General features: G+C 35.4%; 26 protein-coding genes. All 26 read left to right on the forward strand.

What is annotated here, in order from left to right; all coding sequences use genetic code 11:
• Nucleotides 1-26 precede the first annotated feature (26 nt).
• The gene (gene ftsY, locus D2K60_RS14370) at nt 27-1016 is read left to right on the forward strand and encodes a signal recognition particle-docking protein FtsY (RefSeq protein WP_117169738.1); all 990 of its coding nucleotides are present in this window, start codon (nt 27-29) and stop codon (nt 1014-1016) included.
• Nucleotides 1017-1098: 82 nt separating this feature from the next.
• The gene (locus tag D2K60_RS14375; protein ID WP_117169737.1) at nt 1099-1425 is read left to right on the forward strand and encodes a putative DNA-binding protein; all 327 of its coding nucleotides are present in this window, start codon (nt 1099-1101) and stop codon (nt 1423-1425) included.
• Between the two features lie 13 nt (nt 1426-1438).
• Entirely contained in the window at nt 1439-2791 is a 1353-nt protein-coding gene (ffh, locus tag D2K60_RS14380) for a signal recognition particle protein (RefSeq protein WP_117169736.1), read from the forward strand.
• A gap of 81 nt (nt 2792-2872) precedes the next feature.
• Entirely contained in the window at nt 2873-3145 is a 273-nt protein-coding gene (gene rpsP / locus D2K60_RS14385) for a 30S ribosomal protein S16 (protein ID WP_117169735.1), read from the forward strand.
• Nucleotides 3146-3159: 14 nt separating this feature from the next.
• Nucleotides 3160-3387, forward strand: a complete 228-nt coding sequence (locus D2K60_RS14390) for a KH domain-containing protein (protein WP_117169734.1) — start codon at nt 3160-3162, stop codon at nt 3385-3387.
• 782 nt (nt 3388-4169) lie between these two features.
• Nucleotides 4170-4556, forward strand: coding sequence for a YlqD family protein (locus D2K60_RS14400; protein WP_117169732.1), 387 nt, complete (start codon nt 4170-4172; stop codon nt 4554-4556).
• Between the two features lie 12 nt (nt 4557-4568).
• Nucleotides 4569-5087, forward strand: coding sequence for a ribosome maturation factor RimM (gene rimM / locus D2K60_RS14405; protein WP_117169731.1), 519 nt, complete (start codon nt 4569-4571; stop codon nt 5085-5087).
• On the forward strand, nt 5087-5827 hold the full coding sequence (gene trmD / locus D2K60_RS14410) for a tRNA (guanosine(37)-N1)-methyltransferase TrmD (RefSeq protein WP_117169730.1): 741 nt from the start codon (nt 5087-5089) through the stop codon (nt 5825-5827). The genes rimM and trmD overlap by 1 nt, the downstream gene beginning before the upstream one ends.
• A gap of 134 nt (nt 5828-5961) precedes the next feature.
• Nucleotides 5962-6306 (forward strand): 50S ribosomal protein L19, encoded by a 345-nt coding sequence (gene rplS, locus D2K60_RS14415; protein WP_117169729.1) that lies wholly within the window; start codon nt 5962-5964, stop codon nt 6304-6306.
• Nucleotides 6307-6424: 118 nt separating this feature from the next.
• Nucleotides 6425-6988: a signal peptidase I gene (lepB, locus tag D2K60_RS14420; RefSeq protein ID WP_117169728.1), complete on the forward strand. Its 564-nt coding sequence runs from the start codon at nt 6425-6427 to the stop codon at nt 6986-6988.
• 12 nt (nt 6989-7000) lie between these two features.
• The gene (gene ylqF, locus D2K60_RS14425) at nt 7001-7852 is read left to right on the forward strand and encodes a ribosome biogenesis GTPase YlqF (RefSeq protein ID WP_117169727.1); all 852 of its coding nucleotides are present in this window, start codon (nt 7001-7003) and stop codon (nt 7850-7852) included.
• Nucleotides 7853-7964: 112 nt separating this feature from the next.
• Nucleotides 7965-8732 carry a ribonuclease HII gene (locus D2K60_RS14430; protein ID WP_117169726.1) on the forward strand — a complete coding sequence of 256 codons (768 nt, stop codon included), beginning with the start codon at nt 7965-7967 and terminating at the stop codon, nt 8730-8732.
• Nucleotides 8733-8742: 10 nt separating this feature from the next.
• On the forward strand, nt 8743-11001 hold the full coding sequence (locus tag D2K60_RS14435; protein WP_162880743.1) for a hypothetical protein: 2259 nt from the start codon (nt 8743-8745) through the stop codon (nt 10999-11001).
• Complete coding sequence (locus tag D2K60_RS14440; protein ID WP_117169724.1) at nt 10998-11291, forward strand: EscU/YscU/HrcU family type III secretion system export apparatus switch protein; 294 nt, start codon at nt 10998-11000, stop codon at nt 11289-11291. The genes D2K60_RS14435 and D2K60_RS14440 overlap by 4 nt, the downstream gene beginning before the upstream one ends.
• Nucleotides 11292-11596: 305 nt before the next feature.
• A complete protein-coding gene (locus D2K60_RS14445) occupies nt 11597-11914 on the forward strand; it encodes a hypothetical protein (RefSeq protein WP_117169723.1) in 318 nt (105 codons plus the stop codon).
• Nucleotides 11915-12090: 176 nt separating this feature from the next.
• Nucleotides 12091-12654, forward strand: a complete 564-nt coding sequence (locus D2K60_RS14450; RefSeq protein ID WP_117169722.1) for a DUF1697 domain-containing protein — start codon at nt 12091-12093, stop codon at nt 12652-12654.
• A 216-nt stretch (nt 12655-12870) separates the two neighbouring features.
• Nucleotides 12871-13797, forward strand: a complete 927-nt coding sequence (dprA, locus tag D2K60_RS14455; protein ID WP_117169721.1) for a DNA-processing protein DprA — start codon at nt 12871-12873, stop codon at nt 13795-13797.
• Between the two features lie 159 nt (nt 13798-13956).
• Nucleotides 13957-16035 (forward strand): type I DNA topoisomerase, encoded by a 2079-nt coding sequence (gene topA / locus D2K60_RS14460; RefSeq protein ID WP_117169720.1) that lies wholly within the window; start codon nt 13957-13959, stop codon nt 16033-16035.
• Between the two features lie 341 nt (nt 16036-16376).
• Nucleotides 16377-17297 (forward strand): tyrosine recombinase XerC, encoded by a 921-nt coding sequence (xerC, locus tag D2K60_RS14465; protein ID WP_117170376.1) that lies wholly within the window; start codon nt 16377-16379, stop codon nt 17295-17297.
• 13 nt (nt 17298-17310) lie between these two features.
• Nucleotides 17311-17856: an ATP-dependent protease subunit HslV gene (gene hslV, locus D2K60_RS14470; RefSeq protein ID WP_117169719.1), complete on the forward strand. Its 546-nt coding sequence runs from the start codon at nt 17311-17313 to the stop codon at nt 17854-17856.
• Between the two features lie 18 nt (nt 17857-17874).
• Nucleotides 17875-19275, forward strand: a complete 1401-nt coding sequence (hslU, locus tag D2K60_RS14475) for an HslU--HslV peptidase ATPase subunit (RefSeq protein WP_117169718.1) — start codon at nt 17875-17877, stop codon at nt 19273-19275.
• A 94-nt stretch (nt 19276-19369) separates the two neighbouring features.
• Complete coding sequence (codY, locus tag D2K60_RS14480) at nt 19370-20149, forward strand: GTP-sensing pleiotropic transcriptional regulator CodY (protein WP_117169717.1); 780 nt, start codon at nt 19370-19372, stop codon at nt 20147-20149.
• 774 nt (nt 20150-20923) lie between these two features.
• Entirely contained in the window at nt 20924-21316 is a 393-nt protein-coding gene (flgB, locus tag D2K60_RS14485; protein WP_117169716.1) for a flagellar basal body rod protein FlgB, read from the forward strand.
• Complete coding sequence (gene flgC, locus D2K60_RS14490; RefSeq protein ID WP_117169715.1) at nt 21316-21771, forward strand: flagellar basal body rod protein FlgC; 456 nt, start codon at nt 21316-21318, stop codon at nt 21769-21771. The genes flgB and flgC overlap by 1 nt, the downstream gene beginning before the upstream one ends.
• Nucleotides 21772-21793: 22 nt before the next feature.
• On the forward strand, nt 21794-22099 hold the full coding sequence (gene fliE, locus D2K60_RS14495) for a flagellar hook-basal body complex protein FliE (protein WP_117169714.1): 306 nt from the start codon (nt 21794-21796) through the stop codon (nt 22097-22099).
• 36 nt (nt 22100-22135) lie between these two features.
• Nucleotides 22136-23746, forward strand: a complete 1611-nt coding sequence (gene fliF / locus D2K60_RS14500) for a flagellar basal-body MS-ring/collar protein FliF (RefSeq protein WP_117169713.1) — start codon at nt 22136-22138, stop codon at nt 23744-23746.
• Nucleotides 23747-23753: the final 7 nt, after the last annotated feature.

A 23753-nucleotide genomic window follows, 5' to 3' on the forward strand; every position in this document is an offset into this window, starting at 1 on the left:
TGAAATTGCTAGAGAGGAAGTAGTATATGAGTTTTTTTAAAAAGTTGAAAGAGAAGTTTACCACGACAGAAGAGGAAAGCAATGTATCAGATAAGTACAAAGAAGGTTTAACTAAAACAAGAGACTCCTTCTCTAGTAAGATAAATAACCTGGTTGCTCGGTATCGAACAGTGGATGAGGATTTCTTCGAGGATTTAGAAGAAATCCTCATCCAAGCAGATGTCGGTGTCATGACGGTAATGGATTTAGTCGAAGAATTAAAAACAGAAGTAAAAAGAAAAAACATCAAAGACACAGCTAATTTGAAGGAAGTTATCTCTGAAAAATTAGTGGAGATATACGCTGGTGATGATGATGTTAACACGAAACTAAACATACAGGAGAATGACCTTTCTGTTATTCTTTTCGTTGGTGTCAATGGCGTTGGTAAAACAACAACAATTGGTAAGTTGGCGTATCAACTAAAAGCGCAAGGCAAAAAGGTAGTACTAGTAGCAGGTGATACATTTAGAGCAGGAGCTATTGAACAGCTTGAAGTATGGGGAGAACGTGTTGGTGTTGATGTTATTAAACAGACTGCTGGAAGTGATCCTGCTGCTGTTATATATGACGGTGTTAAAGCAGCGAAATCACGTGGTGCAGATGTTTTACTTTGTGACACTGCCGGCAGATTACAAAATAAAGTGAATTTAATGAATGAATTATCGAAAGTAAAAAGAGTAATTGAACGCGAGATTCCTGGTGCACCACATGAAGTGCTACTTGTGCTAGATGCAACAACAGGACAAAATGCATTAAGCCAAGCAAAAACATTCTCCGCGTCAACAGATGTATCTGGGATAGTCTTATCTAAATTGGACGGTACCGCAAAAGGTGGTATCGTGTTAGCAATTCGAAAAGAATTGAAAATTCCGGTTAAGTATGTTGGATTAGGTGAAAAAGTGACCGATCTAGAGGAATTTGATGCCCATGCATTTGTTTATGGTTTATTTGCTGATATGATTGAACAGGAATAATCATAGAATCCTTGACAGACGAGTAAGCTATCGTCTACTATTTTAAATGTAAAGGTTTTTCACTTAACAAGGAGTGTTTATATTGTTAGAAAAAACAACAAGGGTTAATTTTTTGTTCGACTTTTATCAAGCATTATTGACACCAAAACAACGGAATTACATGGAAATGTATTATCTAGAGGACTATTCATTAGGTGAAATATCAGAAACATATACTATCTCAAGGCAAGCTGTCTATGACAATATTAAACGAACTGAAGCAATGTTAGAGGCATATGAAGAAAAACTTCAGTTATATGGAAAATTTATTTCTCGACAAAAGTTATTGACTGAATTAGAAGAAATACCAGAAATAGCTACACATGCAAAAGCAAAAGAAATTGTGAATAATTTAAAAGAATTAGATTAGGAGGACACCCTCTATGGCATTTGAAGGCTTAGCAGATCGTCTGCAACAGACAATGAAAAAAATGACTGGCAAAGGGAAAGTTAGCGAGCAAGATGTAAAAGAAATGACCCGTGAGGTTCGTCTTGCTTTATTGGAAGCTGATGTAAACTTTAAAGTAGTAAAAGACTTTGTCAAACAAATTAAAGAACGTGCGGTTGGCCAAGAAGTAATGGAGAGTTTAACTCCAGGACAACAAGTAGTTAAAATAGTAAAAGAAGAATTAACAGCTTTAATGGGTGGCGAACAAAGTAAGATTGCAGTAAGTGAAAGGCCGCCAACAGTTATAATGATGGTTGGTTTACAGGGGGCCGGTAAAACAACTACATCCGGTAAATTAGCGAATTTACTCCGAAAGAAACATAATCGGAAGCCATTGTTAGCAGCAGCGGATGTTTATCGCCCAGCGGCTATTAACCAATTAAAAACGATCGGTACACAATTAAGTATTCCTGTTTTTTCAATGGGAACAGAAGCAAATCCAGTTGATATTGCTAATGAAGCTATTGCAAAAGCAAAAGAAGAACATCATGATTATGTGATTATCGATACAGCTGGTCGCTTACATGTTGATGAAAATCTAATGGATGAATTGAAACAAATTAAATCAAATGTTTCACCTGATGAAATATTTTTAGTTGTGGATGCAATGACTGGTCAAGATGCAGTTAATGTTGCTGCGAGTTTTGATGAACAATTAGATATATCAGGGGTAATATTGACCAAGCTAGATGGCGATACACGTGGTGGTGCAGCCCTTTCAATTAAGGCTGTTTTGGATAAACCAATTAAATTCGCTGGTATGGGTGAAAAATTAGATGAGTTAGAACCATTCCATCCAGAAAGAATGGCCTCTCGTATTTTAGGTATGGGAGATGTCTTGTCCTTAATAGAAAAGGCGCAAGATAATGTAGACGAAAAGAAAGTGAAAGAACTTGAGCAGAAAATGCGTTCGTCATCTTTTACATTTGATGACTTCCTCGATCAGATGGCACAAGTGAAAAATATGGGACCGCTTGAAGATATACTTGGTATGATACCAGGTGCGAATAAAATGAAAGGTCTCAAAAACGTACAATTAGATGAGAAGCAACTTGTGCATGTTGAGGCTATTATACAGTCTATGACCAAACAAGAACGTCAAGATCCTAGCATTATGAATGCTAGTCGCAAAAAACGTATTGCCAAAGGGGCAGGACGTCCTGTTTCTGAAGTGAATCGGTTACTAAAGCAATTTGAAGAAATGAAAAAAATGATGAAACAAATGACCAATACACAGCCAGGTAAGAATGGTAAAAAGGGAAAAGGACTTAATTTTCCGTTCATGTAATGTAAAAACACTTTACAGACAATAAAATTTCTGATAGAATCTAGACTTGAGTAAAACATTTATAAATGGAGGTGCGAAAGCATGGCAGTAAAAATCCGCTTAAAGCGTATGGGATCAAAACGTAATCCTTTTTATCGAGTAGTAGTAGCTGATTCTCGTTCTCCTCGTGATGGACGTTTAATCGAGCAAATTGGCACATACAATCCGGTTGCTAATCCGGTTGAAGTGAAATTAGATGAAGCAAAAGCATTAGACTGGATGTCAAAAGGTGCAAAACCAAGTGACACAGTTCGTAACTTATTTTCAAATGAAGGCATCATGAAGAAATTCCACGAGTCTAAAAACCAAAAGTAAAGGTTTGTGATTAATTGGAAACTTTAATTCAAACAATCATAGAGCCATTAGTTGATCATCCAGAAGAAATTCAGGTTAATGTTAAGGAAGATTCCAGTAAGATGGTTTATCATCTTACTGTGCATCCCGATGATGTTGGAAAAGTGATCGGCAAGAATGGTCGAATTGCTAAAGCGATTCGTACAGTGGTTTATGCCGCAGGATCAGATACAAAAAACCGTATTTATCTTGATATTATGTAAAACAGGGAAGGGATATTTCAAACCTTCCCTGTTTCTCTATATACAAGTAGATATATCAACTTTCTCACCCAGAAAATAAGCATGCTGTCTAAAAGACTTTTTTTTTACGAAACAACTACAAACGTTGACTTAACGTACTTGATACCTGCTGCGTCAGCAAATGGTTTCGCTTTCCGTGGGCACAACCTCAGCTATCTATAGAAGCAAAGAGCGCTTCTATAGAGGATCTTCGGTTTGTGCTGTTCCCACAGGAGTCTCAACCATTTGCTTCCTTCGCTGATTTGAGAATCAAATTGTAATGTAAGATAGATACAATTGATATGCGTGTCTGTTACTTAAGAGTAAGTAACTCTCATAGACAATCATCATGCAGTATTTTTGATTCAAATTAGTGTATCAAATGAAATTGGCGACACTCCAGCAGGAACAGCACGGGCTGAAGATCCAATCGGAAGCGTTCTTTGCTTCCGATTTAGCTGAAGCCGTGCCTGCGGAAAGGGAGCCCATTTCATTTGAGAAGCGGTTAGGAAAGTATCACTACGTGCATGTCGTAAAATGTATCGCAAAGATGCTTACGAAAAGAGCTTGAAGTCAACTTAACTTTGGATTGTGAGAATTTTCAAGTTTAACAAGACTTAAATGCCTAGTTACATATGCAAAAATTAAGTGAAGATCTTTTGGAAAATACAAATTAAAATATATCTACATAGGCTCTAAATAAGATATACTAGTATAGGAATAGGTGACATAACTTTGTACAAGATAAGAAAGGTTGAGAATCTGTGCAGATTATCCAAAGAATACTAGTAAAACAAGTTATAACAGAATCCAGTAAAAAGACGATTCAAACAAAATTTAATAAAAAGTTACAGCAACTTGAACAAGAAAGTCAGCAATTGATTTTTGAACGTAAGAAATTAGAACATAAACCTGGTGTTGATAAATATAAGGTGACCAAACGTTTTCAAGAAGAGATACAAAAACGTGAGGAAAGTAAGAAACAGATTCATTTTCAATTAGAACAATTGGAAATAGTACCGATTGGATCAGAAATCGTAGAGAATGAAGTAGAGGCACTAGTTGACGTTCATGAAGGCATGAAGTGGCATCAAGTAATGAAAGAACAAGCAATTATCATTCAAGATGATATTGTTATTAGAGTAGAATAAGAAGGTGTAAATGTGGAAAATAAATTATATAATGTTGGGAAAATCGTCAATACACATGGAATTAAAGGTGAAGTTAAGATCATTAGGATTACAGATTTTGATGATAGATTTGACGTTGGTAACAAACTTTACTTTTTGGGAAAGAATGAAAAAAACCCAATTCAATTAACTGTCGCTAGTCACCGTATGCATAAACAATTTGATTTAGTCCAATTTGAGTCCTATAACACAATTGAGGTTGCTGAAAAGCTAAAAGAAGGTATGCTTATGATTAGAGAGGAACAAAGAGGCACTTTAGATGAAGGAGATTTTTATTACCACGAGATTATCGGGTGTACGGTTTATACAAATGAAAATGAAGAACTTGGTGAGATCAAGGAGATTTTAGCGCCTGGTGCAAACGATGTGTGGGTTGTAACCCGACCAAATCAAAAAGATTTATTAATTCCTTATATTCCTGATGTCGTAAAAGAGGTAAATATCGAAGAGAAGAAAATTATCATTGAACCGATGGAAGGATTGCTAGATTAATGCGTATTGATATACTAACGTTGTTTCCAGAAATGTTTGATGGCGTTATGCAATCATCAATATTAAGAAAAGCACAAGAAGCAGAGGCTTTTGACTATCAAACAATTGATTTTAGAGAGTATACAGACAATAAACACTATAAGGTTGATGATACGCCTTATGGTGGTGGCGCTGGTATGGTACTGATGGCACAACCGATTTTTGATGCCGTAGAGGATGTTACCAAAAAATCAGATAAAAAACCCAGAATCGTTTTATTGTGTCCGCAAGGCGAAAGATACACGCAAGAAAAAGCCGAAGAGTTCGCAAACGAAGAACACCTCGTATTCATTTGTGGGCATTATGAAGGTTATGACGAACGAATAAGACAAGAATTAGTCACGGATGAAATATCAATTGGTGATTATGTTTTAACTGGTGGAGAACTGGGTGCCATGGTTATTATTGATAGCGTTGTTCGCCTTCTTCCAGGTGTATTAGGAAATGAAGCCTCAGCAAGTGAAGATTCATTTTCTAATGGATTGTTAGAGCACCCACATTATACACGACCGGCTGATTTTCGAGGTATGGAAGTTCCAGCCGTTTTATTATCTGGCCACCATAAGAATATTGAAACTTGGAGAAAAAAACAATCCATTCAACGAACTTTTGAAAGAAGAAAAGATTTGCTAGAAAAGTATCCTTTGTCAGATCAAGAAAAAGAATGGATAGAGGCTTTTCAAAAGGATAAAGAAGAATGAAGTAATGGTTGAACTGCAGAAAAGAATGTGTTATATTATTAGTTGTGCTTAAGTGAATGCTTAGGCCATATAAACGATGTTCCGCTGTTAATGAATATAGAATATGAGCATTAGTTTGGAAGGAGTGAGACATAATGCAACAGATAATTGATCAATTAACTAAAGAACAACTTCGTTCAGATCACCCTGATTTTCGTCCTGGTGATACAGTGAAGGTTCACGTTAAAGTTGTCGAAGGAACGCGTGAACGTATTCAGCTATTTGAAGGTGTTGTTATTAAACGCCAAAATGGTGGAATTAGTGAAACATTTACTGTTCGTAAAATTTCTTATGGTGTAGGTGTTGAGCGTACTTTTCCAGTACATTCTCCACGTCTAGATAAGATTGAAGTTTCTCGTCGCGGTAAAGTACGTCGTGCGAAACTTTATTACCTACGTGAGTTACGTGGTAAAGCAGCGCGTATTAAAGAAGATCGCTAATTTGAAATGTAGAAGGAGCTTGCTCAGTCAAGCTCCTTTTTCTCATCTAAAAACAAATTTCCCTATATACTAGTATACATAAAAATAGCAATGAGATTCGTATCGGAGGAGAAACGTGATGGCAGAGAAAAAGAAAAGCGAGTGGTTTGAATGGCTTAAATCATTAGCGATTGCAATTTTGTTAGCTTTCATTGTGAAAACTTTTCTATTCGCGCCTATAGTAGTTGATGGACCTTCTATGCAACCAAATCTACAAGATGGTGATCATATGATTGTAAATAAGATCAACTACAAGATTAATGAACCTGAACGATTTGATATTGTCGTTTTTCATGCAACAGAGGAAAAAGATTATATTAAGCGTGTAATTGGATTACCTGGAGAGACAGTGGAGCTTGAGGACGATACACTTTATATAGATGGTGAAGCAGTAGATGAGACATTCTTGACGGATGAAAAGTCACAGCTAACAGATGGACAGGTATATACGATGGATTTTTCGATGGATGATATCCCTGGTGGCTCTATGGTAATTCCAGAAGATCAGATTTTGGTGTTAGGGGATAACAGAAGTAACTCAACAGACAGTAGAATGCTTGGATTTATCTCGTCTGACCAACTTGTTGGAAATGCTGTCTTTATCTATTGGCCATTTAATCGATTTGGCTTGGCAAACGAATAGGAGGTTTTATCTATGCCCATTCAATGGTTTCCGGGTCATATGGCAAAAGCAAGACGTGAAGTACAAGAAAAACTTAAGTTTGTGGATTTTGTAATTGAATTGGTTGATGCTAGAGCGCCATTATCATCAGAAAATCCAATGTTACATCAAGTTATCCAACAGAAACCGAAGATGCGTGTCCTAATGAAACGAGATCTAGCGGATCCAACTATAACCAAACAGTGGATTAAGTATAATGAATCTAATGATATACCAACTATAGCTGTCGATGTGCAGAATAAACAGGATATTCAACAAGTAATTGAAATGGCTAAAAAAATGACTGAAGAAAAGATGGCACGCTTGAAACGTAAAGGTGTCCGACCACGAGCTGGACGAGCCATGATCATTGGAATTCCAAATGTCGGGAAATCAACATTGATTAATCGACTTGTTAATCGAAAGATTGCAAAAACCGGTGATAGACCAGGTATTACAACAAGTCAACAGTGGATTAAAATAAATAAAGACTTTGAGTTACTAGATACACCAGGTATATTATGGCCTAAATTTGAAGATCAAGTAGTTGGCTATCGCTTAGCGGCAATTGGAACAATTAAAGATCAACTGTTACCGATAGATGATGTAGCTGTGTTTGTTTTAGAATATCTCCAAGCTAACTATTTTTCATTGTTAGAAACACGTTATCAATTGACTGAACGAATAGATGATATGGAAAAATTGTTTGAACATATTGGTAGGCTCAGAGGTTCTTTAGAGAGTGGCGGTTATATTAACATGGAAAAAACTGCAGAACTTATCATTCACGATCTGCGAATTGGTAAGATCGGAAGAGTTACATTAGAAAGACCAGAAAACAGCTGAGTTTTTATTTAAAAGTATACTATTAATAGAAAAATAAAGACATTCCATTCGTGGATGTCTTTATTTTTTGAAATAGAAGACGATATAAGATATATGTGAGAGGAAGATTGTGATGGGGAATAAACAATCAATTGCTGTAATTAAGGCAATGTTAAACGAAGGTGCTGCTACGGCAGAAGAAATAAATAGTTTTAAAACGGACCCTAGAAAAGGTGTTCAAACGGTTGTGAAGCAATATGATCAAAAGTTGGCTAAAGAAGCTGCATTGTCTAAACAATTTGACCAAATGATGGCTTATGAGCGTAAAAACTATCAACTTGGAAAAAAACGAATCGCTGGAATTGATGAAGTAGGGCGAGGACCATTAGCAGGTCCAGTTGTAGCTGCAGCAGTTATTTTACCAGAGGATATCTACCTCCCTGGTATTAACGATTCAAAGCAAATGTCTAAATCAATGAGAGAGACACTTTGCGATCAAATTAAAGAACACGCAATTTGTTATAGTATAGGTATTATCGATAACAATGAAATAGATCGAATTAATATATATCAAGCAACAATAAGAGCGATGAAGCAAGCAATTAGTAAATTGAGTACAATTCCTGATCATTTATTAATTGACGCCATGCCATTGCCAAATATGCCGTATACAATGGATTCTATTATAAAAGGGGACGAAAAAAGTATTTCGATAGCTGCGGCTAGTATATTGGCTAAAGTTACACGAGATAAGATGATGCTCGATTTACATAATGAATTTCCAAACTACTTTTTTAATAAAAATCAAGGGTACGGTACGAAAGATCACATTAAGGCAATAAAAGCGTATGGAATTACACCATTTCATCGGCAATCATTTGCACCGATAAAACGAAAGTGAGGGGATTTAGGTGGCTTTTCAATCAATGGATGTGTCATCAACGCAGCGATCAGCTTCATCCTCAAAAGTACAGCAAAATCAAATGGTCTTAAGACCAGGTCAAATCATATCTGGTAAAATTTTAGAAATATATCCGAATCAACGAGCATCTGTTCAATTGGGCAATCAGAAATTTGTTGCTCAATTACAGACAGCACTGAACTTAGACGGAGAGTATTTTTTTCAGGTGGAAACAGGTAATAAGTTAGTACATCTAAAAGTTTTAACAGATGTACCTGCGAACCAAACATCACAAAACCAAGCGTCAGCACTATTAAAGCAGCTACAGCTACCAGTAACAAAAGAAAATCTCCAATTTGTAAAACAGTTAATCACATCTGAAATCCCCTTTCGTCCATCTGAGTTAAAGCAAGCTTTGCAAATGCAACAAGGAAAAGACAGTAAAGGATCAGCGTTACTAATGGATATGATGCGTCGTCAGTTGCCGATTACATCAACAATGTATGGGGCAATGTCCAGTGAAGGAAAGCAACCTTTAAATACACAATTGCAAAATTTACAATCAATCTTAGCGGGAACAGCGGAAAATGAACCTTTACTTAATCGGATTAATATGCTGTTGCCACAAACAACGAGTCAAACTGATTTATCTACCCTTCTTTCGCAACAAATTGGAAAAGGGGATCCAGCTGTTTTACAACTAGTAAGACAAGCGGGTATCACTAACTTGTTAACAGCAACAACGCCATCAAACCAAGAAACAATCTTAGCAAAATTAAATGCGTTGGCTCAATCTCAATTAGGTTTAACCAATCAGCGAGTAGAACAATTTCAAAAAATATTTCAGTATTCGGATACAAGCGGAGGGAAAATTTCTCCACAGCAATTACAAGCTTTACAAACATTTCTGAATGAGCCATCGACAGCAGCAAAAATGGCTACCATTTTAACTGGAAATGCGAAACAAAAATTTACGAATTGGCAACAGCAACCCACCTTGTCAAACTTAGTGCCAGTTGTCACTGCTTTAAAAATGGTTGCAGATCAACAAGTTACTAAAAGTGTCGAGAGTAAGTTATCGGATCTATTCGTTTCTTTTTCAAAAGGTAGTAACAATGCAAGAATGAACATGCAAAATGATTTATCTACGCTACTTTCAAAACAAATCCAAACGGGTGATCAAGCGACGGTACAATTAGTAAAGCAAGCGGGTATTAGTTCAGGAGAATTATACCCAATAAATCAGCAACAAACTACTGGTTTAAGCTCATCTATTGATAATCAATCCGCTTTTGCAAACTTAAAAGCTTTATTTCAGGTGCAAGTGCCACTAACAGATGCACAAGTATACCAGCTCCAAAAATTATTTCAGACGAATACTAGTGAAGCAAGAGTATCATCACAACAATTGCAAGCATTGCAAACATTTTTAGAACAACCAGGTGTTACATCAAAAATAGTTACTGTTTTAACTGGTGAAGCGAAGCAGAATTTCATGAATTGGCAGCAGCAAGGTTCATTAGCAAACTTGGAAGAAGTTTTTACTGATTTAAAAAAAGTCGCAGAACAACAACTGCCTAAAAATATCGAGCTTAAATTAACAGATATATTAGCACCTTTATCGAGAGAAAGTGGTAATTTTTCAATGAAAGAGCAGTTCCTGTTGCATGCTAAGCAGTTCCTATCATTTTCTGGATTAGATTATGAACACCAACTTCTTCAAGAAAATAGTAAGAACATCCAACAAGAAAATAGTTTAAAACAATTAGTATTACAATCGATGCAATCAGGCCAGTTAGGAAAATCTGAATTAGAGTCTCTCTTACAAACACTAAATGGCATGCAATTAGCAAGTGTAAAAGAAGAAGCGGGTTTTCTACAGGCAAGTATGCAATTACCAGGTCTTTTTGGATTAGAGAAAGATGTCAAAGTTGATTTTGAAAGCAAAAAAGGAGAAGATGGTCAAATAAATCCTGACTATTGCCGCGTGGTCTTTTATTTATCATTAGAAAAAATGGGCGATACAATGATAGATGTGTCGATTCAGAAAAGAGTTGTCCAGTTAACAATCCATAATAAACATGAAGAGGTAGCTACGTTGTTGGATGGTGTAAAACCCATGCTGCAACAAGGGTTAGAGAAAAATGGCTATCAACTTTCTACAGTGAAATACAAACAAATAACTGCTGAAGTGGATAACGAGAGTTCTATGTTACCGAAAAAAGAAACGCAATCACCCATCCATCAAGGAGTTGATTATCGAATATGAGTGATGAATATAAATCTAAACGAGCGATTGCCCTGCGCTATGATCAAAAAAGTGAACAAGCACCAAAAGTTTCTGCGACTGGAAAAGGATATGTTGCAGAGCAAATTATAGAAAGGGCAAGAGAAGCAAATGTGCCAATTCAAGAAGATCATAACTTAGTTGAATTACTAGGTGAGCTAAATATTAATGAAAAAATACCAGAGGATCTATATCAAGTAGTTGCAGAAGTGTTCTCTTATATCTACCATATCGATAAAAACCTAGAGTTAAACCAACGAAAAGGTAAATAAATATAAGCCTCCAATCTTTTTAAATAGATTGGAGGCTTTGTTATTGTTTATAAAGATTTTGAAATATGGATAAACTCCGACATATAGTGCCTGTTCGGTTGTGTTGTTCCCACTGGTGCCTGCGTATTTAAGAATTACTTTATAAATCTTAATCTTATCTTCCGTGCTTCACTACTATTTAATAATTACTGTAAAAAGGATACTGTAAAAACGTATTCTTTTAGAATAATGTCCGTTTTAATCTATTTTTAGTATAATTAAGGTATCAGTAAAAAAGTGATAATCGGATGGAGGAGGCTTTACTTTTGAAAAAAGATTATAAAAGAATTGGTTTAGGTTCGATCTCATTATTGCTATTCATATTTGGACTATTATTTTCTGTTTCATTTGCTAATCAAGAAGCCTATGGAGATAGACTATTAAGATTTATTAAATTAAGTCCCTGGTCAAACGGTGACACAGGAGTGCACTATACAATATTTTATTCGCTTATTTTCTATATACCAGCACTGATTCTGGGTTATAAGTTCAAAAATGACTTCGGGGCAAAATTAGGTAGAACCTTATCATTATGGATTACGATTATTATAATTTTATTAAGTCTGGTTTCTATCGCAGCTTAGTTCAAACTTTATAATAATGGTAGTAATATCCATTAAACGTTACCTGCGGTTGATGTGTTACACCTACTTTAATAGAGCGCGAAAAACCAATCTTACTTAGAATACAGAGAATCAGCACACTGAAAAAAAGGATTTTTCATCAAATTCATATTGGAAAAGGAAAGTGGGAGCTTAGTATGGAAAGATATATAGCGCTACTTAGAGGGATTAACGTTGGAGGACATAATAAAATAAAGATGGCAGAATTAAGAAGTTCGCTTGAACAATTAGGTCTACAGAATATAAAAACATATATTCAAAGTGGAAATATCCTTTTTAAGTCGATGGAGTCCGAAGAAGTTACACAAGAGAAAATCCACCATAAAATTGAAGAAGATTTTGGAGTATCAAGTACTGTTGTTATCAGGACTGCGAAAGAATTACATGATCTTGTTAAGGGATTACCTTTTAAAGAGTTCGATATATCAAGGGCGACTGCTTCTGCAAAGGGAGAGTGTTTGTATGTTGCTATGTTGCCATTAGCACCCTCCACGTCCAATAGTGATAAATTATTATCATATATAAATGATAAAGAACAGTGTGTCATAAAAGGAAGAGATGTCTATCTTTTATTCCATGATAGCATCCGAAATTCTAAGCTTCACAATAATTTAAAGAAGCTTGAGATTCCAGCTACTGTACGTAATTGGAAAACTCTTTCAAAGCTTTCAAGTATGATTGAAGAACTCAATATAACATAGCCTTATATACTGACGCCAGCGGGTAAGGAATCTACGTCGCAATTTTCATCTACTGGTAAGTTGAACAGTTTTAGAGGATGTCTTTGAGATAGCATATGATCGTTTATAGTAAAAAACATATAGACAATTTCTTGCCAATTTTATACTATAGAGTTAATACTTTTATTGAAATAATACAAAAGTGTTAATTTTAAAATTAAAAAGGAGTGCTGTGTATTGTATAATACGCGTTTTCGACTTATTCATCTTCATCGATGTAATCCCACAACTAGAGCCCTTATTCATAAAATACTACGAATAGATCCCACCCTAACAACTATATATGATTTAAAACCAACTGCATTAATGTCGATGTTATCGATATCAAGTGAACGTGCAAACAAATTATATCAAGATCTACATAATCAGAATATAATAGAAAGCATCCATCAAGACTTGGAAAAGTTTCATACATGGACGATTTTAGATCCAAATTACCCGTTAGCTCTAAGGATAATCCCGGATCCACCACTTGTATTATATGGCTTAGGTAATCCCGAATTACTTAACCATAATCCTTCGTTAAGCGTGATTGGTACAAGAAATCCTTCACCTGAAGCTAAACGGAAAATGCACTATATCCTTACACCACTAGTTAAAGCTGACTGGTTGTTTGTTAGTGGTATGGCTTTAGGTATTGATGGCTATGCACATAAAATGGCGTGTCACTATGAAGGTAAGACAATTGCAGTATTAGGTAGTGGTCTCCAACATATTTATCCAAAACAACATAGAGAATTATATAGAAAATTAGTTCAAGAACAGTTGGTTATTTCTGAGTATCCTCCTGATTTTCCACCTCAACGCTATTATTTCCCTGAACGAAATAGAATAATAAGTGGTTTAGGTTTTGGTACTATTGTAATAGAAGCAAAGGAAAAAAGTGGTTCATTAATTACAGTTGATCAAGCATTAGAACAGAGTAGAGAAGTATATGCTGTTCCAGGTGCCCCTTGGTTGGTTCAAACGAACGGTTGTCATAAGATGATTCAAGATGGCGCAAAATTAGTGCAAAATACCTCTGACTTGATTGAGGAATGGGAACAAATTAAACAGAAATGGTGTCAAACTTTAATCGAATTTGGTCAAATATATGCAAATTAAGAAGATAATTCACTTGCTTATGTTTGACAAATCAATAAGAAGTATTTAATAATAGTGAAGATTTATTAATAAAATGAACCAATTATTAATTTTAGTGTATAGTGTGAATATAATCGAAAAAAAGAGTAGACGAAATGAAACCTCTTGGGAGGAAAAGAAATGGCAGATTATCTTGTAATAGTAGAATCACCAGCAAAAGCAAAAACAATTGAACGATATTTAGGTAAAAAATATAAAGTGAAAGCATCAATGGGACATATACGTGACTTACCAAAAAGTCAAATGGCTGTAGATGTAACCGATCACTTTACCCCAAGATATATCACGATTCGTGGTAAGGGTCCTGTATTAAAAGAATTAAAAGCAGCAGCCAAAAAAGTTAAAAAAGTTTATCTAGCAGCTGACCCTGACAGAGAAGGGGAAGCAATTGCATGGCACCTTGCTCATAGCTTAGGTATTGATGAAACATCAGATTGTCGTGTCGTATTTAATGAAATAACGAAAGATGCAATTAAAGAATCATTCAAACATCCACGAAGTATTAACATGGATTTAGTAGATGCACAACAAGCACGTCGAATTCTAGATCGATTAGTAGGTTACAATATTAGCCCGCTTTTATGGAAGAAAGTAAAGAAAGGACTCAGTGCTGGTAGAGTTCAATCAGTAGCAGTGAAAATGATTATTGATAGAGAACGTGAAATAGAAAAATTCGAACCAGAAGAATACTGGTCAATTGATGGTTTATTTGATAAAGATAGTGAGATATTTGATGGTGCTTTTTATGGTATCAAAGGTAAAAAGACCGCATTACCTAACAAAGAAGAAGTAGATAAAATCTTAACCGAATTAAAAGATAAATCATTCCTAGTAGACAAAGTGAAGAAGCGAGAAAGAAAACGAAATCCATCAGCACCATTTATAACATCATCGATTCAACAAGAAGCAGCTAGAAAATTGAATTTTAGAGCTCGAAAAACAATGATGGTTGCGCAACAGTTATATGAAGGAATTGATTTAGGTAAAAAAGATGGTGGAATTACTGGTTTGATCACTTACATGAGAACAGATTCAACTCGTTTATCTGATACGGCTAAGAACGAAGGAAAGGAATTTATTATCGAGAAGTACGGAGCTGAGTTTATCGGAGATGTGAAACAAAAGAAAAACGCTGAAGGTGCCCAAGATGCACACGAAGCAATTCGACCAACAGCTGCATCTCGTGATCCAGCTTCATTAAAAAGTGTACTATCGAGGGACCAATATAGATTATATAAATTAATTTGGGATCGATTTATTTCTAGCCTAATGGCTCCAGCAGTGATGGATACGATGACAGTACATTTAGTGCAGAATGGTGTGGAATTTAGGGCTACTGGTTCTAAAGTTAAATTTAAAGGGTTTATGAAAGTATATGTAGAAGGTAACGATGATAATATATCTGATGCAGATAAACTTTTACCTGCTCTAGAAGAAGGTATGCACGTAGAAGCAACTGAAATTAAACCAAACCAACACTTTACACAGCCACCTCCACGCTACACGGAAGCGCGCTTAGTTAAAACGATGGAGGAACAAGGTATAGGAAGACCATCAACCTATGCACCTACGCTTGATACCGTACAAAGACGTGGTTATGTTACATTGGACAACAAGCGATTTGTGCCAACAGAACTTGGTTATATTGTTCTGGATCTCGTTGAAGAATTTTTCCCTGAAATCATTGACGTTGCATTTACCGTTAAAATGGAAGGCGATTTGGATGCAGTCGAGGCGGGCACAACAAATTGGGTGCAAATCATCGATGATTTCTACCAAGGATTTGATAAACGCTTAAAGACAGCCGAACTTGAAATGGAAAAAGTTGAAATACGTGATGAACCGGCGGGAATTGACTGTGAATTTTGTGAACACGAAATGGTTTACAAAATGGGCAGATATGGGAAGTTTTTAGCTTGCTCCAATTTCCCTGAGTGCCGTAATACGAAACCAATTTTAAAAGAAATTGGTGTGACGTGCCCTAAATGTAAAACGGGTAATGTAGTAGAGAGAAAATCAAAGAAGAAAAGAACTTTCTTTGGATGTGATACATATCCAGAATGTGATTTTATCTCATGGGATAAACCAGTATCACGCCCTTGTCCAAAATGTGAAAATCTTTTGGTTGAAAAGAAAGCTAAAAAAGGAACACAAATACAATGTACATCTTGTGATTATCAAGAAGAAGCGCAAGAGTAGAAATTATTTAAAGCAATCTGTGAGATCACACAGATTGCTTTTTTTAAGATAATGTATGTAATTTTGTTGTTAGACAAGGATATATTACATAATAATAGGATATAAATGATACTAATAGAAAATTATAATATTGGGATGAACGTCTCAATTGAAAAGAGTATTAAATATGGATTGACATCCTGAATGGAAACAGCTATAATTTTTCGGTGGTAAGTAATAATACTTGACAGGTCATAAAGTAATTGTACATATGTATAAAACAATTCAGAATTTTCAATTGCAACCTTACTTTTAATATGTTAAGCTTTAACCGCCTATAATGAGGTGAATTTATGGAAGCAATGGATGAAAATACTATACTACTGCAACAATTTCGAGAATACCTACAAATTGAAAAGAATGCATCGCCATACACATTAACATATTATACAAAAGATATTGAATCATTTTACAAATTCCTTTCAGAAGAATCGATTCATTTCTTGTCTGAAGTTGATTATCAAACAGTGCGTATATTTTTGACCAAACAATATGATCTGCAGTTATCCAGACGCAGTGTATCCAGAAAAATATCAAGTCTACGCAGTTTTTTTCGATTCTTAGAACGAGAAGAAAAGGTTCAAACTAATCCATTTTTACATCTATCACTTCCAAAGGCAGATAAGATGGTACCAGATTTTTTATATCAAGAAGAGCTAGAAAAATTATTTACTATTTGTGATTTAGAGACTCCATTAGGTCAAAGAAATCAGGCCTTGTTAGAGCTTATGTATGCAACTGGAATTCGAGTAAGTGAATGCACAACGCTAACGGAAGATGCAATTGACTTTAGTTTGAAAACAATTTTAGTTATCGGTAAAGGGCGCAAGGAACGTTATATACCATTCGGTTCATTTGCGGAAATAGCTTTAAAACGATATATAAGTGATGGACGAGAATCTTTGTTGAAAAAACCAAATTCTTTTCCAACGAATATGATTTTTTTGAATGCAAAAGGCAAGCCACTTACGACCCGTGGTGTTCGATTGATTTTCACTAATATAGTGAAGGACACTGCCTTAACGATTAATCTTCATCCACACACACTTCGGCACACATTTGCTACCCATATGTTAAATGCCGGTGCTGATCTAAGAAGTGTGCAAGAATTATTGGGACACGAACATCTTTCGTCTACACAAATCTATACACACGTAACGAAGGATCGATTGCGCCATATTTATATGGATAGTCACCCTCGTGCAATCAATAGAGATAATTGAAAGAGGTGGAAAGATGAGTTCAGAATTTCATGCGACAACTATTTTTGCGATTCAACATAATGGAGAATGTGCGATGAGTGGTGATGGCCAAGTTACCATGGGAAATGCAGTAGTAATGAAACATAAGGCACGTAAAGTACGTAAATTAGCTAAGGGGCAAGTTTTAGCTGGCTTTGCCGGATCAGTAGCAGATGCGTTTACTCTTTTTGAAAAGTTTGAAGCAAAACTGGAAGCGTTTAATGGTAACCTTCAACGGTCTTCCGTTGAATTAGCGAAAGAATGGCGAAGTGATAAAGTCTTACGCAAGCTAGAAGCGATGCTAATTGTAATGAACAAAGAAACGTTATTACTCGTTTCAGGAACTGGAGAAGTGATTGAACCTGATGATGGCGTTTTAGCAATTGGTTCCGGTGGCAACTATGCGCTTGCTGCAGGAAGAGCATTGAAATACCATAGTTCAGAATTATCTGCTAAAGAAATTGCACAGGCAGCTTTAGAAATAGCGGGTGACATTTGTGTGTATACGAATGATCAAATTACATTAGAAGTTATTGAGTAAAGTAGGGAGGCTATATATATGGGAATGGATATGTCCCCGAAACAAATAGTTGCGGAGCTGGATAAGTTCATTATTGGTCAAATGCAAGCGAAAAAGTCTGTTGCTATTGCACTTAGAAATCGTTATCGCAGGATGCAATTAGATGATAAAATTCGTGATGAGATTGTTCCGAAAAACATTATAATGATTGGTCCTACTGGCGTTGGTAAAACGGAAATTGCTAGAAGATTGGCTAAATTAGTAGGTGCTCCTTTTGTGAAAGTTGAGGCAACAAAGTTCACTGAAGTTGGTTATGTAGGACGTGATGTCGAGTCAATGGTACGTGATCTTGTTGAAATGTCGATTCGAATGGTCAAAGAAGAAAAAATGGAACAAGTACAAGATAAGGCGAAAGAGTTGGCTACACAACGCTTAATTAAATTACTTGTCCCTGCTGTAAAAAAACAACAAAATAATTTTAAGAATCCGTTTGAAATGCTTTTCCAAGGCCAAGACACACAAGAAGAACAAACAGATGAAGTGAATGAGAAAGACCAAGAAGTTGAAACGAAACGCGAGCGAATTGCCCGTCAGTTGCAGTTGGGAGAACTAGAAGATGTTATTGTTTCAGTTGAAGTAGATGAACAAACACCTTCTATGTTTGATATGATGCAAGGTTCGGGTATGGAACAAATGGGAATGAATATGCAAGATGCTTTCGGTCAACTAATGCCGAAGAAAAAGAAAAAAAGAAAATTGGCTGTTAAAGATGCACGAAAGATTTTAACCCAACAAGAAGCGAATAAATTAATTGATATGGATGAAGTAACACAGATCGCAACGGATAAAGTAGAGCAATCAGGTATTATTTTTATTGATGAGATTGATAAAGTTGCTGCTAAAAATGAAAACCAAGCAAATGTATCTCGTGAAGGTGTACAACGTGATATCCTACCAATTATCGAAGGTTCAACTGTGGTAACAAAATATGGGGCAGTCAAAACCGATCATATTTTATTTATTGCTGCAGGTGCTTTTCATATGGCTAAACCGTCTGATTTAATACCTGAGTTGCAAGGCCGTTTTCCGATTCGCGTTGAATTAGAAAAACTGTCGATAGAGGATTTCAAACGAATTTTAGTTGAACCCTCTAATGCACTGTTAAAACAATATCAAGCTTTATTGAAAACAGAAGGTATAGAGGTACTATTTACAGATGATGCGATTACTCGCTTGGCAGAAGTAGCATTTCAAGTAAATCAAGAAACTGATAACATTGGTGCGAGAAGACTGCATACTATTCTAGAGAAGCTATTAGAAGAATTATCATATGAAGCAGCTGATGTAACAATGCCAACAATTGAGATTACCGAAAGTTATGTTAACGATAAGCTAAGCTCCATTGCTAAAAACAAAGATCTAAGTCAATATATTTTATAAAGTTGAAAATAAGTCATTCTTCTAAATGGATGCGATTTTCACTTATCTTACAATTCATATAACAGGATACCTAAAATCAGAGTGGAGGAACATCATGGAACTATTAGAAAGAGCAAGAAAAATCAATTCTATTTTGCAAAAAACAACAAGTAAATCAGTAAACTTTAATGACATGGCTGGGGCATTGCGTGACATTATCACGGCAAATATTTTTGTTGTTAGTAGAAGAGGAAAGTTATTAGGTTTTGCAATTAATCAACAAATTGAAAATGAACGAATGAAATCAATGTTAGAGGAAAGACAGTTCCCTCAGGAATATACTGATAGTTTGTTTAATATTAATGAAACGACTTCAAATATTGATATTGACAGCTCATATACAGCATTCCCAGTTGAAAATCGTGAATTATTTAAAAGTGGTCTAACAACAATTGTTCCTATTATTGGTGGTGGAGATAGACTTGGAACATTAATATTAAGTCGTTTAACCAATAGTTTTAATGACGATGACTTACTACTTGCTGAATATGGTGCTACAGTTGTCGGTATGGAAATTTTACATGAAAAAACAGAAGAAATTGAGACAGAGGCACGTAGTAAAGCTGTTGTGCAAATGGCAATTAGCTCATTATCATATAGTGAATTAGAAGCGATTGAACATATTTTTGAAGAATTAGATGGTACGGAAGGTTTGCTAGTAGCGAGTAAGATTGCTGATCGAGTAGGAATTACTAGATCTGTAATTGTTAACGCATTACGCAAACTAGAAAGTGCTGGCGTTATTGAATCTCGTTCATTAGGAATGAAGGGAACGTACATTAAAGTTCTTAATAACAAGTTTTTAGTAGAACTACAAAAAATTAGATCAAACTAAATAAAAGTAGCATTCTGATAAATTCAGAATGCTACTTTTTTAGCTTTTTTTTTATATTATTAGGACAACTTCTGCAGGCACGGCTTCAGCTAACTCGGATAAGTAAAGATCGCTTTCCTATTGGTCATATTTAAACAAATGATTACGATCTATATGAGTAAAGAATGTAAATGGTTTTGCACACGGAAAGCTAATCCCTTTTTGACTGCATCGCAATTACTCATTCGATCGAAACCATTTGCTCACGTAATCAAGCACGTTACGTCTGTGTTTTTGGATAAACAAAAACCTTTTAAAAAGTAGGTTGTTTTAAGCAATAAACTATACTCCAAACTTAAAACAGTCAACGATTAGTACGTATTTTTTTGGTATGACGGTTAATTTAATAAAATAAACAAAAGATGAAACTAAATACCTAGTTTAAAATTATTAAATAAAATAAGTGCCGGAATAAAGGCATCTTTTATTAAAATAAATTATGATTTAGTACAGTTTAGAGCATATTTGTTGAAATTTGACCAAATTTGTTGTTCCTATTTCCCTTTGAATGTGCAATAATAAAAGCATAATTGCATGTTTTCGACATAAAACGATAAAAAATTTACACGTTACATATAAAAATGGTTCTTTAGTCTCTATTCTGTAACGAAGGTTAGCATCTAAAGTCAGAATCTACAAAAACAACGTAGACAGTAAGTCATATTTAAATTACACTATTCGATAGTGAAGAACTTTTTTCGACGGTTTATTTATTTTTTAGGAGGTCTAACTTGTATGTCACTTTTCAGTGGTACGATTTCAAGTTTACAAAATGGCTTAGATTATGCAACAACTAAAAATCAAACAATTGCAAACAATATCGCGAATGTTGATACGCCTAATTACAAGGCTAAGGACGTTGTATTCAAAGATGTACTTAACCAAGAGATTAGTAGTGGGTTTCAGGCGAAAAGAACTCACGAAGATCATCTGACATTTGGTAGCAGTGAAAGTTCATCTCGTATTGTTTCGAATAATAGTACCCAATACAATCACAACGGTAACAATGTCGATATCGATAAAGAAATGACAGAACTAGCAAACAATCAAATTTACTATCAAGCTTTAGTTGACCGTATGAATGGTAAACTTAATAGTTTACAAACTGTAATTCGAGGAGGGGCATAATGAGTATATTTAATTCAATTAATACAAGTGGCAGTGCGTTAACTGCACAACGGTTAAGAATGGATACGATCTCCTCTAATATTGCGAATGCGGATACGACTAGAGCAACAATCAATGAAGATGGAGAATATGAGGCATATAGAAGAAAAACGGTTTCGTTTGAAGCAAAAGATGCTAGTTTTTCTTCCTATTTAAATCGTGCGTCAAATTTAAAACAAGGAACCGGATCTGGTGTGCGTGTTGATGAAATTTCCGAAGATGATGAACCGTTTATTGAAGTTTACAATCCAACCCATCCAGATGCTGGAGAAGATGGTTATGTTTCTATGCCAAATGTGGATCCATTAGAAGAAATGGTCGACTTAATGAGCGCAACACGATCGTATGAAGCAAATGTAACGTCTATTAATGCAACGAAAAGTATGTTAATGAAAGCGTTGGAAATTGGAAAGTAATTATGGAGAGGGGATTAACTAAATGGCAATAAATATCCAAGCATTACAAACACCTACCTTAATAAATCAGGAAACCACAGCTTCTAACCTTTCTGTTGGTAAAGCACAAAATCAATTCTCAAATCAACTCAAATCCGCGATTGAACAATTAAACGCATCTCAAATTGAATCTGATATAAAAACAGAGGCACTTGCAAATGGTGAAATAGATGATTTACATGACGTAATGATTACAGCACAAAAAGCCAGTGTCACATTAAACGCAGCTGTAGAAGTCCGTAGTAAGGCGCTCGATGCTTACAATGAAATTATGCGAATGCAAATATAAGAAACAATTGGTTGACTTGTTGTATGGAGGCAGAAAATGAAACAGAGCTTAATAACATATAAAAATAAAATCATAGAGTTTTGGCAAAGTAAATCAACGAAACAAAAAGGATTTGGGATATCATTAATTCTTTTATTTTTGCTAATTGTAGTTGGTGGCAGCTTCTTTGCAACAAGGACTACAATGGTTCCATTGTATAGTAATTTATCTGTCCAAGAAGTAGGGCAGATAAAAGCAGAATTAGATACCAGAGGCGTGAAATATGAAGTAGAAGGTGCTGGGACAGTAATTAACGTACCGAAAGAAGAGGCAGATACATTGCTTGTCGATCTTGCTGCACAAGGAATACCTAGCAGCGGTAACATTGATTATTCCTTCTTTAGTGAAAATACTTCTTGGGGAATGACAGATGGTGAATTTAATGTAATGAAACTAGATGCATTGCAGACAGAATTAGCTAATTTAATGACGGGTATTTCAGGTATTGAAAATGCTACAGTCATGCTTAATATACCAGAGGATCAGGTTTTTGTAAGTGATGCAGTGCAGGAAGCTTCGGCATCAATTGTTCTGACAACAACACCTGGTTATCAATTTGAGGAAAGTCAAATTGATTCACTTTATCTGCTAGTTTCTAAGACAGTACCAAACCTTACTACAGATAATATCGTCATAATGGATCAAAACTTTAATTATTACGATCAAAATAGTTCTACAAATGTAGCAAGTGGTAATGCATATAGCACACAACAGACAATCAAAAAAGATATAGAACGAGACATTCAGCGTCGTGTGCAACAAATGCTTGGGACAATGGTCGGTGCAGATAAAGTAGTAGCATCTGTTACTGCTGATATTGACTTCACTCAAGAGAATCGAATAGAAGAACTAGTTGAACCAGTAGAAGTAGACGGTGAAGAAGTTGAAGGTTTACCGGTTAGTGTTGAAACGATTACAGAGACATACACTGGAAATGGTGCAGCAGCAGCCGGTGATGTGGGTGTAGGCGAAGATGATGTGGCTAACTATGTTGCTGAAGATGGCGCTGACAATGGTGAATACGAAAATGTTCAAGAGTCAATTAATTATGAATTTAATCGAATCCAACGTGAAATTACAGAGAGTCCTTATAAAATTAGAGATTTAGGCATTCAAATTGCAGTAGATAATACAAAAGAAACACTTGATGCAAATGGTGAATTAGAGCTTTTAACAGCACAAGAACAAGCTAATGTAGAAGAAAGTATCGCATCGATACTAGATTCAATCATTTCTACGTCTATTGATGGAACATATGGGGAAATTAATCCAGAAGATAAAACATCAATTGTGTTTCAAGAATTCAGTGGCATCCAAACGGCAGATACACCTAATGTAGGTGGAATCCCAACATGGGTTTATATAGTAGGAGGGATATTACTTCTTCTAGTAGTCGGCCTTATCATTATGCTAGTAAGAAAACGAAGAGAACCAGAAGAAGTTGAATATAGTGAAGAAGTAGTGTCACAAGAGACATTTGAAGTTCCTGATATGGAAACAGCAGCAGATACCGAATCATCAATCAGAAGAAAACAGCTTGAAAAAATGGCGAATGATAAACCAGAAGAATTCGCTAAGTTATTACGCAGCTGGATATCTGAGGATTAGGGGGAAG

This window comes from Paraliobacillus sediminis (genome assembly GCF_003426055.1).